Origin of the sequence: Romboutsia sp., from assembly GCF_051659545.1 — a bacterium.
GTDB lineage: Bacteria > Bacillota > Clostridia > Peptostreptococcales > Peptostreptococcaceae > JBOFOR01.
The window spans coordinates 1-15,294 of record NZ_JBOFOR010000301.1 but is presented as its reverse complement, the minus strand read 5'-3'; the positions used below and the strand labels follow the sequence as shown (position 1 = coordinate 15,294).

General features: G+C 29.5%; 15 protein-coding genes and 1 other annotated feature. All 15 genes read right to left on the bottom strand.

Translation table 11 applies throughout. The features are described 5' to 3' along the window. Positions 1–456 precede the first annotated feature (456 nt). Positions 457–1,005, bottom strand: a complete 549-nt coding sequence (locus tag ACRC03_RS17940) for an NADH peroxidase (RefSeq protein WP_438653974.1) — start codon at positions 1,003–1,005, stop codon at positions 457–459. Positions 1,006–1,350: 345 nt separating this feature from the next. Then, positions 1,351–2,700, bottom strand: a complete 1,350-nt coding sequence (locus tag ACRC03_RS17935) for a TldD/PmbA family protein (RefSeq protein ID WP_438653973.1) — start codon at positions 2,698–2,700, stop codon at positions 1,351–1,353. 2 nt (positions 2,701–2,702) lie between these two features. Next, complete coding sequence (locus ACRC03_RS17930) at positions 2,703–4,094, bottom strand: TldD/PmbA family protein (protein WP_438653972.1); 1,392 nt, start codon at positions 4,092–4,094, stop codon at positions 2,703–2,705. 202 nt (positions 4,095–4,296) lie between these two features. Continuing rightward, entirely contained in the window at positions 4,297–5,976 is a 1,680-nt protein-coding gene (locus tag ACRC03_RS17925; protein WP_438653971.1) for a methyl-accepting chemotaxis protein, read from the bottom strand. Positions 5,977–6,347: 371 nt separating this feature from the next. Beyond that, the gene (locus tag ACRC03_RS17920) at positions 6,348–6,881 is read right to left on the bottom strand and encodes a (Fe-S)-binding protein (RefSeq protein WP_438653970.1); all 534 of its coding nucleotides are present in this window, start codon (positions 6,879–6,881) and stop codon (positions 6,348–6,350) included. Between the two features lie 15 nt (positions 6,882–6,896). Continuing rightward, positions 6,897–7,814: a DMT family transporter gene (locus tag ACRC03_RS17915; RefSeq protein ID WP_438653969.1), complete on the bottom strand. Its 918-nt coding sequence runs from the start codon at positions 7,812–7,814 to the stop codon at positions 6,897–6,899. A gap of 231 nt (positions 7,815–8,045) precedes the next feature. Further along, positions 8,046–8,690 (bottom strand): bifunctional phosphoribosyl-AMP cyclohydrolase/phosphoribosyl-ATP diphosphatase HisIE, encoded by a 645-nt coding sequence (gene hisIE, locus ACRC03_RS17910; RefSeq protein ID WP_438653968.1) that lies wholly within the window; start codon positions 8,688–8,690, stop codon positions 8,046–8,048. A 13-nt stretch (positions 8,691–8,703) separates the two neighbouring features. Beyond that, a complete protein-coding gene (hisF, locus tag ACRC03_RS17905; protein WP_438653967.1) occupies positions 8,704–9,462 on the bottom strand; it encodes an imidazole glycerol phosphate synthase subunit HisF in 759 nt (252 codons plus the stop codon). Further along, positions 9,444–10,163: a 1-(5-phosphoribosyl)-5-[(5-phosphoribosylamino)methylideneamino]imidazole-4-carboxamide isomerase gene (gene hisA / locus ACRC03_RS17900; RefSeq protein WP_438653966.1), complete on the bottom strand. Its 720-nt coding sequence runs from the start codon at positions 10,161–10,163 to the stop codon at positions 9,444–9,446. The genes hisF and hisA overlap by 19 nt, the downstream gene beginning before the upstream one ends. After that, complete coding sequence (gene hisH / locus ACRC03_RS17895) at positions 10,160–10,762, bottom strand: imidazole glycerol phosphate synthase subunit HisH (protein WP_438653965.1); 603 nt, start codon at positions 10,760–10,762, stop codon at positions 10,160–10,162. Before hisH ends, hisA begins: the two co-directional genes overlap by 4 nt. Next, positions 10,762–11,340 carry an imidazoleglycerol-phosphate dehydratase HisB gene (gene hisB / locus ACRC03_RS17890; RefSeq protein WP_438653964.1) on the bottom strand — a complete coding sequence of 193 codons (579 nt, stop codon included), beginning with the start codon at positions 11,338–11,340 and terminating at the stop codon, positions 10,762–10,764. The genes hisH and hisB overlap by 1 nt, the downstream gene beginning before the upstream one ends. A 1-nt stretch (position 11,341) precedes the next feature. Further along, complete coding sequence (gene hisC / locus ACRC03_RS17885; protein WP_438653963.1) at positions 11,342–12,394, bottom strand: histidinol-phosphate transaminase; 1,053 nt, start codon at positions 12,392–12,394, stop codon at positions 11,342–11,344. Between the two features lie 91 nt (positions 12,395–12,485). Then, positions 12,486–13,130, bottom strand: coding sequence for an ATP phosphoribosyltransferase (hisG, locus tag ACRC03_RS17880; RefSeq protein WP_438653962.1), 645 nt, complete (start codon positions 13,128–13,130; stop codon positions 12,486–12,488). 11 nt (positions 13,131–13,141) lie between these two features. After that, on the bottom strand, positions 13,142–14,077 hold the full coding sequence (locus ACRC03_RS17875) for an ATP phosphoribosyltransferase regulatory subunit (RefSeq protein ID WP_438653961.1): 936 nt from the start codon (positions 14,075–14,077) through the stop codon (positions 13,142–13,144). Positions 14,078–14,146: 69 nt separating this feature from the next. Beyond that, positions 14,147–14,384: a binding site (T-box leader), on the bottom strand. Between the two features lie 187 nt (positions 14,385–14,571). Beyond that, a partial coding sequence (locus ACRC03_RS17870; RefSeq protein ID WP_438653960.1) for a DUF11 domain-containing protein occupies positions 14,572–15,294 on the bottom strand: 723 nt, incomplete at its 5' end.

Here is a 15,294-nt window from a genome sequence, read left to right as displayed (position 1 = left end):
AAACTGTGCTTACTTTCCATGTTTCCACCTCTCTGTAAACATTAATTTATTGCAAAAACTCTCAGTTATTCCCCCTTTCATTTATTTTTGATACATATAGGCGGTTATCTCCCAACTATACTTTACATAATTATCTATGTATGATTATGTAGTTATTGGGTTAGCTATTTAGCTTCTTCTTCATTATTACTTGATTTATTCATCTTATTCTTTGTTATACCCCAAATATCCTTTAATCTAATTCTATAATAATCACTTATATGAAAATTATATAACCAAAAATCATTTTTATGAAAATAATTAACGTTAAATTTTAATTCTGCATTACCTTTTATTCAAAATTTATTACTTAAAATTCTCTAAAATCACTTTATAATTTTAAAAATTAGTTATACCTCAAATAAAAAAGGTGGAGAAAGATAAATCCTTCTCCACTTTTTTATTTAATTTATAAAATTATTTGTTATCAAAATGTCTCTCTAATAATCCTAAGAATGCTTTACCATGTCTAGCTTCATCTTTACACATTTCATGAACTGTATCATGTATAGCATCTAGTCCTAGTTCTTTAGCTCTTTTCGCTATTTTTAATTTTCCTTCTGTAGCTCCGTATTCTGCTTCTACTCTTGCTTTTAAGTTAGCTTTTGTATCTGCTACTACTACTTCACCTAATAATTCAGCAAACTTAGCTGCATGCTCTGCTTCTTCAAATGCTATTCTCTTGTATGCTTCTGCTACTTCTGGATATCCTTCTCTATCTGCTTGACGGCTCATTGCTAAGTACATTCCTACTTCTGTACATTCTCCTGTGAAGTTAGCTCTTAATCCTTCTAATATTTCTTCATCTACTCCAGCAGCTGCTCCGATTCTGTGCTCGTCAGCCCATACCATTTCACCTTTTACTTCTTGGAACTTTTCAGCTCCTACTTTACAAACTGGACATAATTCTGGTGCAGTTTCTCCTTCATGCATGTATCCACATACTGTACAAACAAATTTCTTCATAATAATACCCTCCCTTTATTTTTTATGTATAAATTTTAGCCTTCATTAAAATTTACAGCTTAATTGGTTATAATTTATATATACCCCATGCTTCTTCTATTAAACAATAAATTTTAATTTTTTTTTATTACTTTTCATAAGTATAAAGAAATTAGGCTATATTCTTTGCGATTACAACTCATTCTCACTGAAAATAGGTTTTAATCTTTTAATACACCAAAAGGTGCTAAAGTAATTTTGTATCCAAAATCATTCTAGCACTAATTGATAAAAATATTCAACCATTTTTTTACTGATATAGTTGAAACTTTTTTAATATAAGTTGTTTATATTTTTCAAAATAAATTATTTTTCTTTTCCAGCTATTGATAATTCCCTTACTATAACTGATGGAGAGCCTACATTATTTAATGGGAATTTTAAATCATTTCCTATATTTTCAATATTTTTTAGTAAATCAAAATAATTTCCTGCTACTGTTATTTGCTCTATAGGAAAATCTTTTTTACCATCCTTTATATAAAATCCTTTTGCCGCTAAGGAAAAATCTCCACTAATTGCATTTGCTCCAGAATGTAGCCCTGCAAAATCAGTAACTAGTATTCCTTCTCCTATAATATTCATTAAATCGTCTATTGACTTTTCTCCTTTTTCAAGGTAAAAATTAGTAGGAGCTACACCTACTGGTGAAGAATAACTTGCTTTAAATCCATTTCCAGTAGTTTTTATTCCTTGTTTATGTGCGGTTTTTAAATTATGAAGTAAAGTGTTTAATTTACCACTACATATAATCTCTTTTTTATAAGTAGCAACTCCTTCATCATCAAAAGAATGAGAGGCTAAACCAAAATCTAACAATGGGTTATCTACTATTGTTACTATATCCGCTGCCACTTTTTCTCCTTCTTTTCCTTTCAGTAATGAAAGTCCTTTTTGAGCTGCATCTCCACTGAAGATTTGGCTAAAAGTATCCATTAAAGAAACCATAGCTTCATTTAATATTACTGCTTTATATTTACCTGATTTTATACTTTTTCCACCAATTTTTGAAAGTGCTTCGTCTACACCGTATTTTGCAACTTGTTTTGCATCTATATCTTCAAAAGAATTAGCTACTAAATACCCCATTCCATCTTGTTTTTCATTGTTGTCTTCTACTACAGGCACTACATATCCATATAACAAGTTGCTTTTGTCCTTTAGATTAAGTCCTTTGGTATTGTATATCCCGTTTTGTGAAGATGTGTAAACCACTTTGCAACCATTTGTATTTATTACTTTTGAGGAATAATTCTTAGCTTCTTTTTCTAAGTTCATAGCTAAATCTATTATTTTAGAAGCTTCTATATTATCTAATTTTTCTGAGTAAGTTTTTACTTCTTGGTAATTTTCATCACCTTCATAAATAAATTGAACATCTTCATTATCTGTTACAAGAATAGAGGCTCTGGCATTGGTAACAAGCATCTCTATAGCATCTTCATCAAGTATTTCCGTGTATGAATATCCTATTTTTTCATTTATTTTTCCTCTAAAAGATAATCCAAAAGATTTTTCAAGGCTATACTTTTCTATTTCCTCTTTAAAAACTGATATATTTAAACTTTCCCCACTGTGATAGTAAACTTCACATTCTTTAAAACCTTCGCTTAAGGCTTTTTCAAATAATTTTTCTTTAAAAATATTAAATTCCATAATTATTCCTCCGATCTTCCGCCTACAGTAATTTCTTTAACTCTTATCATAGGTTGGCCTACGTTAGCTTCTATACTACCTGAAGATGATCCACACATACCTTGACCTTGCTTTAGATTATTTCCAACCATATCAATATTCATTAGAACTTCACTTCCCTTACCAATTAGACTTGCTCCTCTTACTGGTTCTTGAATTTCTCCATTTTTAACTATATATCCTTCTGATACTGCAAAGTTAAACTCTCCTGTAACAGGGTTTACAGAGCCACCGCCCATTTTTTTTGCATAAAGTCCATTATCTATTGATTTTATTATATCCTGTGGAGAATCTTCTCCTGATGCTATGTAGGTATTTGTCATTCTTGAAGTTGGAGCATACTTATAACTTTGTCTTCTTGAGCTTCCTGTTGGCTCCATTCCCATTCTTCTACCATTTAATTTATCTATCATATAAGACTTTAATATTCCATTTTCTATTAAAATATTTCTTCTAGTTAGATTCCCTTCATCATCTATATTACTTGAACCCCAATGATTAGCTAAAGTTCCATCATCTATTGCTGTAATCTTGCTTGATGCAATTTGCTGCCCTAGTTTTCCAGTGAATACAGAATTTCCTTTAGCTACTGAAGTAGCCTCTAGAGAGTGACCACACGCCTCATGGAATATTACTCCACCAAACCCATTGTCTATTGCTACAGGCATATTTCCAGCTGGACAGTTTCTAGCATGTAACATTGTATGTGCTACTCTCGCAGCTTCTTTTCCATAGTAAGAAGGATCTATTTCTTCAAACATTTCAAAGCCTTTTAATCTTCCTGGACCTTCAAATCCTGTTTGGTTTTCACTTCCTTTTGATGCTATAGCACTAATTGATAATCTAGTTCTAACTCTTTCATCTTCTGTGTATAATCCATCACTATTTGCTATAAGAATTCTTTGTTCTTTATCAAGGTAGGAAACCTTAACTTGAGAAATTTCACTGCTGTAGTCTTTTGCACTTTTGTAGGCTTCCTTCATAACACCTATTTTCTTAGTGTAATCTATACTGCTTGGATAAAACTTTATATTGTGTAAAGTATTTGCTACCTTATCATTGTTTAATACTACAGTAATTTCTTCTTTAAGTTGACCAAGGGCTAGTGCTGCTTTGTAAGCTGTATCTAAAAGGCTAGATAAAGAATTTTCATTTGTATATGCATATACACTTTTAAAACCTTTAAAAATCCTTATACCTATTCCATAACTCCGTCCTCCAAGAGCATTTTCTACCTTACTATCTATTAATGCTATTGAATTTGTTATACTATCTTCTTCAAAAATTTCTGCAAAATCTCCACCTGTTACTAAGCATTTTGCCAACACCATTGAAGCTATTTCTCTAGAAATCATAATTTACCTCCATTTCTATTTTTTTGTAAATTCTATCTATTTTAAGTTTACCTTACTAAAGTCTTTGAAACAACTATCTAAATTTAATAAATATCAACTATATTAGATTTTACACCGCTATTATTAGTTAAATATATTGCTAAATAAGAAAGGTGACTTTACATAAAAGTCACCTTTCTTATTTATAGAATTTATTAGTATATTACTTTAGTTTAAAGTGTTCTATAAGTGACTCTAACATTTTAGCTTGACCACTTAATTCTTCACTAGCTGCAGCACTTTCTTCCGCTGTTGCTGAATTTGTCTGTACTACTTCTGATATTTGTTCTAGACCTAAAGTAACTTGTGTAATAGCATTGGCTTCTTCTTCAGATTTTTTTGCTATAGCTTCAATTATTAAGGCTGTTTGATTTGTATTTTTTATTATCTTTTGAAGAGATGTTGCTGTATTATTTACAATTCTAGTTCCATTATTAACTGCTTTTATTGAACTTTCAATAAGTACGGATGTATTTTTAGCTGCTTCTGCTGATTTTGCCGCTAAATTTCTTACTTCATCAGCAACTACAGCAAAACCTTTCCCTGCTGCTCCTGCACGTGCCGCTTCTACTGCTGCATTTAATGCTAGTATATTTGTTTGGAAGGCTATGTCATCTATGGTTTTTATTATCTTGCTTATTTCATTTGAAGTTATTGATATTTCTTCCATAGATTTTACCATGCTACCCATTTGTTCATTTCCTTCTTCAATATCTGCTCCTGCACTTAAAGTTAATCTATTTGCTTTATTTGCATTAGTTGCTGTATCTTTAATTTTATCTGAAATTTCTATAATAGTTGCTGATAGTTCTTCTATAGCACTAGCTTGTTCTGTTGCCCCTTGAGACAACATTTGAGAACCACTTGCTACTTGTTCTGAAGCTTGTCCTACTTCTTGTGCTGATAGATTTATCTGATTCATAGTATCACTTAAGTCACTTGTAATTTGTTGTACTGATTTTTCAATACTCTTAAATGCCCCTATGTATTTTACTTTAGTATTTACATTGAAATTACCACCTGCAACTTCTTGTAATACTCTAACTGTATCTTCTACAACTAATTTTGTTTGGCTACATACTTGTCGCATACTATTAGATAGAGATCCTATTTCATCTTCTCCTTCATATTCTATATCTACATTAAAGTCACCTATGGCTATTTTATTTGCTGCTATTTCAATTTCTTTAATTGGATATTTTAATTTTCTTGTTATATAAATACATATAAATATACTTACTAGTACTGAAATAATAAATATTGCTATTGAAACTATCATTGATGTTCCTAGGTTTTTCTTTAATGTTTTATCAAATTGTATTCCATCCTTTTCTGCAATTTCAGAAAGTTTTATTGATTCATCTTGAATCTTATAAAAAGCATTTGTGTATGGGCTATCTGCATTTGTTATCATATTTTTTGCCTGAGCAAAATCTCCTTTATCTAATACTTGTACAATTTTATTTGATTCACTCTTTAACTCTATCGTTAAGTTCTTAAGATCTTCTATCCCTCTTTTATCTTCAAAAGATTCTTCAAGTTTAGCTATTCTTTTTTCCATACTATTAAAGCTTGCCTCAACATCTTTTTCATAAAAATCTAGTTCATTTATATCAGCATCTAATCCCGCATTTGCAAGACTTTGGTCTATTTTAAGTACATCTCTACGAAATCCCATGGTTTCACTTGTTGATACATAGGGACCAGTGAATAATTTATTACTTAAATTCCCTGCTTTTCTTAGACTATTTAATGCGCTAATACTTGAAATAGAAGTTATAAGTATAACTACAAAAAATGCCACCCCTAGTTTTTTACCAATTTTTAAATTATTTATATTCATGTCGCCATCCCCCTAAAAATTTGTTTGCAAAAAAAATAAAGCATTAGTGTAGATATATAATCTAGCAGTATTACCTAATGTTTTTCAATCTTAATACTAACTTATAGAAATGTTACCCGATTATATTACATACTTTGATGATTAATTTCTCCAAATTGTATTATTTTATTTTCTTATATAAATATTATATATATATTTCCCTATCTTACAATGTTAAGATTTATGTTTCTTCAATTATTTTTATTACATATTTCTCCAACAAATTATAACATTTTCTACTATTTTAAAATTTAATCAAATAAATAAAGCCTCATAATTAATGAGGCTTTATTTATTCTCTATATTATTTTATTTATATGCCTTTTGAATATTTATATTTCATATCCCAATAACAAAATCATATTTTCTACTTCTTCATAGTTTTCTTTATTGTGCTTTTCATATAAGTGTAAACACTTCTTCACCTTTTCTTGCCCATTTAATACCTTTGTTGCAAATGCTAAACATGTTGGATGACCGCATTTTTTGCAATTTAATTTAGGTAAATAAGTGTATAGTTCAAGTGGACTTGGAAGTTTTATCATTTCATAAGATGGTTCTATTTCATCTCTTTTACTATCTACTTCATTTATTATATCTTTTAAATAATCTAAAGTCTCAAAAGCATCCGTTTCATTAAGTAGTTTTGCAATAGCTACATTATCAGAATATATAGTAATAATTTTATGTTCTTTATTAAAAGTAAAGGTATTTGCATTTTTATTGTATATTCCATTCTTCAAATGAGTGTTTAAATAAGGAAATACCTTGCTAATATCTCTTGATAAAATTGCCTTTATACGTATTCTAAGTGAATCTGTAGTACAAGGCTGAATAAAATTTAAAGTAATATCATCTAAATACATAGTGTCCCCCCTAAATTAATCTTCATTGGCTGCATCTATAGCTGTTGGCTCTAATTTTGTATCTTTCTTTTTTAAGAAAGAAAACTTAGTTTCAGCCATTATTATTGATACAAATATAATTATACATCCAAGAATCATTCTTACAGTTACTACTTCATTAAGTATTATTATTGAGAAAATTGTTCCAAATACAGATTCAGTTGCTAGTATTATTGCAGTCTTTGTACCATCAACTTTCTTTTGGCAAATAGTTTGCATCAAAAAAGCTACTGTTGTACAGAATATAGCAGAATAAAGTATTCCTACATATCCTGCAGGATTTCCAGATATAGCACCTTCACCCATGACTATTTGTGATATAAAAGATAGTATAAAAGTAACAGTAAATTGTACTCCTATTAATACCATAGGGTGATGTTTTTGTACAAATTCACTAGTAAAGAATATATGAAAAGCAAACCCAAATGCACATATTAAAGTTAAAAAATCTCCGATATTCACTGAGAAATCAGCTTGTAAAGATAATATCCCAATACCAACAAGAGTTGTAATACTACTTATAATACCTATTTTATCAAGTTTTCTTTTATAAATTATAAATCCTATAAAAGGTACTATGACTACATTAGCCGCGGTTATAAATGCATTTTTAGATGGCGTTGTATATACAAGACCTATTGTTTGAACTACAAAAGCTATAAATAAAAATACCCCTATTATGCTCCCTGCTTTTACTGCTTCTTTTGTTATATTAGCTTTGATTTGTTTAAAGAATATTGTGTTTATTAACACAGCAGCTATAAAAAATCTCATAGTAATAATTTGAAGAGGAGTAAATCCGTTATCTAGTGCTAGTTGCATGGTTACAAATCCACTACCCCAAATAACTGCTGTTAAAATCAATCCTATTTCACCTATATACTTTTTCAACATTACGCCCCCCTTTTTTTGATTTTTCTAAATTTTACCTATAATTTAACAGTAATCTATTGAACGATTTTTGTAAAGCATATCAATAAAAAAATTCGTCTTTTTAATAGGTTCAATGGCAAAAAAAATAAGATAGCTGTATGGGGGATCATCAGCTATCTTTGCTTGCAATAAGCTCAAGAAGTTATAGTATATATTTACCCCCGGTTATAACTTCAAAACATATTTTATCAATTATTTTTTTCTATTTTCAAGTTCTTTTTTTATATCTTCTACCTTTAGATCTTCATTTACTATTAATACTAAAAGATGATATATTAAATCACTAATTTCATAAACCAATTCATTTTTATCTTTATTTTTAGCTCCTATTATTACTTCGCTGGTTTCTTCTCCTACTTTTTTAAGTATTTTATCTAATCCCTTTTCAAATAAATAATTTGTATAAGAACCCTCCTTAGGACTTTTTTGTCTATTTTTAATTAATTCATATACTTGGTTAATAATATCATGGTTGTCGTAAGGTATGACTGCATTGCGAAAACAAGAATACTCCCCAGTATGGCAAGCTACTCCAACTTGTTCTACTAAAAGTAGTATACTATCTTTGTCGCAATCATAATAAAAACCCTTTAGATTTTGAATATTTCCTGAAGTTTCTCCTTTTATCCAAAGCTCACTTCTACTTCTACTATAGTAGCAAGCCACCTTGTCTTTTAAAGTTTTTCTTATAGATTCTTTGTTCATGTAAGCCATCATTACTACATCTTTAGTTTTTATATCCTGAACAACAGCTGGCACTAATCCTTTTTCATCAAATTTTATATCTTCTAGTAATTCTTCTATTTTATCTTTATTATCTACTAAATAATCACTCATTACTTTCCCCCTTCTAGATTCTAATTTCTACTCCCTTTTCTTTTAAATAACTTTTAAGGTTATTTATTTTTATTTCTCCAAAATGAAATACAGAAGCAGCCAATACTCCATCTACCTTGGCATAATCTATAACCTCATAGAAATGTTCACATATTCCTGCTCCACCTGAAGCAATTATTGGAACATTTACTGACTTTGAGATTTGCCTTAATAATTCTATATCGTACCCATTTTTCATACCATCTTCATCTATACTATTTACAACTATTTCTCCCGCTCCTAGTTCTACACTTTTTATTGCCCACTTTATAGCATCTAATTTTGTTTTTTCTCTTCCTCCTTTTACGTATACGCTCCAAGAGTTTTCATCGTTTTTTTTCACATCCATAGATAATACAACACATTGAGCACCAAACTTTAAGGATGCCTCTCTTATTAATTGTGGATTTTTTACTGCAGCTGAATTTATAGATACCTTATCTGCTCCTTTTCTAAGTATAGAGGTAAAATCCTCTAAAGTACTCACCCCTCCCCCTACGCAAAAAGGAATATTTATGTTATTGGCAACTTTTGAGACAAATTCCAAAGAGGTTTTTCTTTCTTCATTAGAAGCAGTTATATCATAAAATACAAGTTCATCTGCTCCACATTCACTATAAAATTGTCCTAGAGCTTCAGGACTATCAACATCGATTATATCTGTAAATTGCTTACCTTTGACTACTCTTCCATTTCTTACATCTAAGCAAGGTATTATTCTTCTCGTAAGCATTCTAACACCTCCTCTAAACTTATTCTATTGTCATAAAGTGCTTTACCGATTATTGCACCGTACATATTCATTTCTTGTAATTTCTTTAGGTCTTCAACGCTGCTTACTCCACCAGAAGCAATAATATTTAAAGAAGTCTTCTCCATAAGTTCTTTGTATATGTCAAAGTTTGGTCCTTCTAACATTCCATCTTTGCTTATATCCGTATATACTATGGTGTGTATTCCTATGCTTTCTAAGTATTTGCATAGGTCAATTGAATCAATTTCACTTACTACTTTCCAACCTCTTAGGGCTACTTTTCCATTTTTAGCATCTATAGATACTATTACTTTGTTTTTGTATTCTTTTGCAAGTTCTTCTAGTAGTTCCTTATTTTCTATTGCCATAGTTCCAAGTATTACTCGATTTACGCCTAAATCTAATAGATTTTTTATTTTTTCCTTACTTCTAATTCCTCCTCCTATTTGAATAGGGATATCTATGTTTTTTACTATAGTTTCTATGGATTCTTTATTTATTATATCTTCGCTTTTTGCTCCATCTAAATCTACAATATGAAGAAACTCAGCCCCCTTATTTCTCCATGTCTTAGCCATATCTAATGGGCTATTGGAATATACATTTACTTTGTTAAAATCTCCTTGAGATAATCTTACACATTTATTTTCATTTATATCAATAGCTGGAAATATTATCATTTTATCATCTCCCCATAAGCCTTTAGTATATTTTCTCCTACACTAGAACTTTTCTCTGGGTGAAATTGTATTCCGTAAATATTCTTATCTTTCACTATGCCAGGGATAGTTTTTTCATATTCTGCAAAGGCTAATAGCTCTTCATTAGAAGAATTTATATAATAAGAATGAACAAAATATACATAATCATCTTCATTTATATACTTAAGTATTTCATCATCTTTATTAAACTTAAGGTTGTTCCATCCCATATGAGGAACTTTTAACTTTATATCTAATTTTTCTACACTTCCTTTTATTAAGCCTAAGCCTTCATATTCTCCATATTCATAACTTTTTTCATAAAGTAATTGCATACCTAAGCATATACCAATTAAGTATTTTCCTTTATCAACATGCTCTTTTATAACTGAAACTAAATCTAAGTCATAAAGTGAATTTATAGCATCTCTAAAAGCACCTACTCCTGGAAGTATAAGAGTTTTTGCATTTTTTATTTCTTCTATATCACTAGATATTTTAGTTTCTATACCAGCTTTTTCAAAAGCCCTATATACAGAACTTAAATTACCTAGTCCATAGTCTACAATTATATTCACTACAATACCCCCTTTGAAGAAACTATTCTTTTAGAAACCACACTACTACCTTCTTTTAACGCTCTTCCAAAAGCCTTAAATACAGCTTCTATTTTATGATGGTCATTATCTCCATATAAAAGATTTATATGGAGAGTAACCCTAGCTTCATTTACAAAAGCTCTAAAAAACTCTTTGAAATTTTGAGTATCTAAAGTCCCTAGTTTTTCTCTTTCAAAGTCTATATTAAAAACTAAATAAGATCTATTACTTATATCAAGTACCACCTGACATAGTGCTTCATCCATCGGTATACAAATATTGGAGTATCTTTTTATTCCTTTTTTATCTCCTATTGCATTTTTAAAAGCTTCTCCTAAAGCTATTCCTATGTCTTCTACAGTATGATGTTCATCTACTATTAAATCACCTTTGCAAATCAAATTTAAATCCATCTCTGAATGAAAACTCATAAGAGTTAACATATGATCTAAAAATCCTATCCCTGTGTTTATTTCACTTACTCCCTCACCATCAAGATTTAAGTACAGTTTTATATCTGTTTCAAGAGTTTTTCTCTCAACACTGGCAGTTCTCATATTATAACTTTTCCTTTTTTACAATAGCCTTAAGTGCCTTTGCAAAAGCTAGATTTTCATTTTCATCTCCAATAGTTACTCTGTAGTAACTTCCAAAGCTTCTTATTAAAACATCTTCATCAATAAGTTTTTGAGATAAATTTTCTATATCTGAAGCAAAATAGATAAAATTTGCACCTGATTCATAAGCTTTTATATTTAAATTTTCAAATACTTCCATTAAAAAGTTTCTTTCTTTTTTTACTATTTTTACATATTCTAATACAGGCTTTGTATCTTCTACTGCCTTAGTTGCTATATATTGAGATATGACATTTAGATTGTAAGGAGGTCTTACTGTATCTATTATTGTTGCTAGATTTTCATTGGCAACCATATAACCAACTCTTAAGGCTGCTAGGCTAAAAGCTTTCGAGAAAGTTCTTAGTACTATTAATCTATCATAGTTTAAAATTTCATCTATCATTGATTCATTTGTATCTGCAAATTCAATATAAGCCTCATCACAAACTACTATACAATCTGTATTTTCTATTACTTTAATAATCTCTTCTTTTTTCATTAAGTATCCTGTTGGGTTATTTGGGTTACACAAAAATATTAATTTTGGATTTACTTCTTTTGCCTTTTCTATTACATTATCTATATTTACTGAAATATCTTCATTACACTCAACCCCTACAAACTGTGCAGAGTTTACAGTTGCAAAAACCTCATACATACTGAAGGTAGGCACGAAACTTAATATAACCTCATCTTTATCAACAAAAGTTTTTATTATAAGCTCTACTAGTTCACTTGAACCATTTCCTACTACTATGTTAGATGGTTTAGCATTTACGTAATCTTTTATTTTGTCTTTTAAGTCCTTGTACTCATCATCAGGGTAAAGACTCATATCTATATTTATATTTTTGCATAAGTCTTTGTAAGCTTTGCATTTGCCTTCATTTGCATCAAGTTTTATACTACAGATTACATTATTAGGAATATAACCTTTTAGTCCTTTTATACTATCTTTCACAAAATCCATACTTTCTCTTACCATTTCCATATTATATCTCTCCTTTTTAATTTATAGTATCTATTTGCACTAGTTCCTTCGATTAGCTATTGTTGATTACTTTATTATTAGCTCTCTAAGCTTAATTATTTAAGCTTAACTTTTCTTCAACTTCCTTAAACATACTCAGTATATTTTGAATCTTCTGAAATTTAAACTTATAACTAACCCTATTAGAAATCAACTTGGCACTTATATCATACATATCTTCAATAATTTCTAGTCCATTTGCGTTTAGAGTACTTCCTGTTTCTACTATATCAACAATAATATCTGACAATCCTACTAAGGGTGCTAGTTCTACTGAGCCATTTAATTTTATAATCTCAATTTTTTGTTCTCTTTCCTTAAAGTATTTTTTTGCTATTTCTGGATACTTTGTTGCCACTTTTAAAATTTCGTCTTTTCTAATACTTTCTTTCCCTTTTAACCCTGCTATTGAAAACTTACATTTTCCAAAGCCTAAATCTTCTATTTCGTATACATCACCTTCATTTTCAAGTATAATATCTTTCCCTACTATTCCTAAATCTGCCACTCCCTTTTCTACATAAGTAACCACATCAGAAGGTTTAACGTGAATGTAAATTATTTTATTTTTATCATCCTTAAAAATTAGCTTTCTTGAATCTAAGTCTATACAGTCTCCTATTCCCATTGCTTTTAGCCTTTTGTAAGCGTCATTTCCAAGTCTTCCTTTTGATAGTGCAATTGTTATATAATCCATAGCCACCTCCATTATATTACCTTCACCAACTCATCTAAATTTATTGAAAAACCAACTGCTGGAACTTTTTTGCCGTATTCTTCTGTCAAGGAATCGTATCGCCCACCTCTTATAATCTCTTTGTATGAACTTGGGTAATATCCTCTAATTATTACTCCTTCGTAGTAATCTAGTAAGGTAGTCATAGATAAATCAAAGTTTATATATTCTAGATATCCGAGTTTCTCTATTTTATCTTTTATTTCTATTAATTGATTTATGGCTATTTTCATCTTGTTGCTTAAGTTAAATTTATAAGCTTTTTCAATTATTTGATCTAGGTTACCTTGCAGGTATAAAATATTTGTAAGTAGAGCTTTTTCCTCCTCCTTTATATTTAATTCTTCAACGTAACTATTTAAGTCGCTCTTATTCTTTTTGTAGATTAAATTTTTAACTGTTCTTTCTTCCTCTTTCGTTAAATTAATTTCTTCTAAAAAACTATTTATAAAACTGCTCATTCCTATTTCTAAAATATATATGTTGCTGTACTTATTTAATATTTTCAAAGCCATTTCTACTATTTCTATCTCTGCATCTATTGATGCTTCTCCTAAGTATTCACAACCTATTTCTCTAAATTCTTTTATTGTAGTTTGCTTGTTTCTGTAAATTGTAGAGTTATAAAACAGCTTTAGTTTTAAATCCTCCTCCCACCTTGGTATTAAACTTTTTATAATATTTGTTGTAATGTCTGCTCGAAGTATTAGAACTCTTCCATTTAGTACTTTTACCATTGATTCTTTTGCTATATTTTTATTTATTGATGTAAAATCGTCATATTCTTCAAATATTGATGGCTCTATTTGTGCAAAATCTTCTTCTATAAACATATCTTCAATTTCACGCTTTATTTTGTATCTTTTTTTAGAATAATTAATTTCATCCTGTATTTTTAAAAAATCCACTTTTGCCCCTCCTTTTCAATACAAAATTTTGCTTTACTTAAGCACAAAAAATCCCGCCTCTAGCCTAAGCTAGAGGACGGGAGTTATCTCACGTGGTTCCACCTCTATTTATTAATACCTCACGATATTAACCTTAATAAGTACAATCATACTTTCCTGCTGTAACGGGCAGTTCCCGAAGTGGCCTACTTTTATTTCGGTACTCAACTCTAAGATGTGTTCAAAATACTATTTCATGCCCCTCTCACCAAACGGGTACTCTCTGTTTAAAAGTCGTATTTTTACTATTTCTCTTCATTGCTTTTCTTATTATAGGTAATAGTATAGGATTAGTTTATTGATGTCAATTATACTAATTTATTTATATGTATTTTTTAATTCTTAGATATACCATATAAGTTGCTTTTTTTATTCTATTAAAACAAGATGACTCCTATAGCTTACAGAAATCACCTTGTTTATTATAATGGTATATTGAATTTATATTTTAAATACTAACATAAATCAACAACTTGAACTTGATAAACCACATTAATTATCTGACCTGGTATCATTGTACCTAGATTAAAACCAACAGATGGATTATAAGTTGGATAAGAGGTTCCATTAATAGTTACAGATCCTGGAACAAACATTGAATTACGAGGGGTATTATCTATAAATGCTACATTGGTTGAGTTAATATTTCCTGTATTAACTATTGTAATTGTATAAGTTAATTTTTCTCCTATTGTTGCATATTGTTTGTTAACTATTTTAGTTACATTTAGATTACCATAAGCTATAGTAGTTATTACGATATTAGAATTAGTAGTTTCATTGTATGGTGGTTGTTTTGGATCTATTACAAATTTATAATTTACTACTGCTTGGTTTGTTACTTCATTAGTTGGAGGTACTGAAGTTACTGTTACTTTAAATTCTACTACTACTACATAACCTATACCAATATCCCCTAGACTAAATCCAACTGTTGGGTCAAACGTAGGTTGACTTACATTGTTAACCTTTATAGAGCCTGCTTTAAATGTTGATCCTATTGAAGGTGTATCTTTAAAGAATACATTATTATCTATAACATTTCCTACGTTAGTTAATGTTACTGTGTACGTTAGTTCATCGCCTAGTGTAGCAATTGATTTATCTACACTTTTAACTACTGTTATTTTTCCTAAGACTACATAAGTTGTAACAGTATTACTATTTTGAGTCTTAGA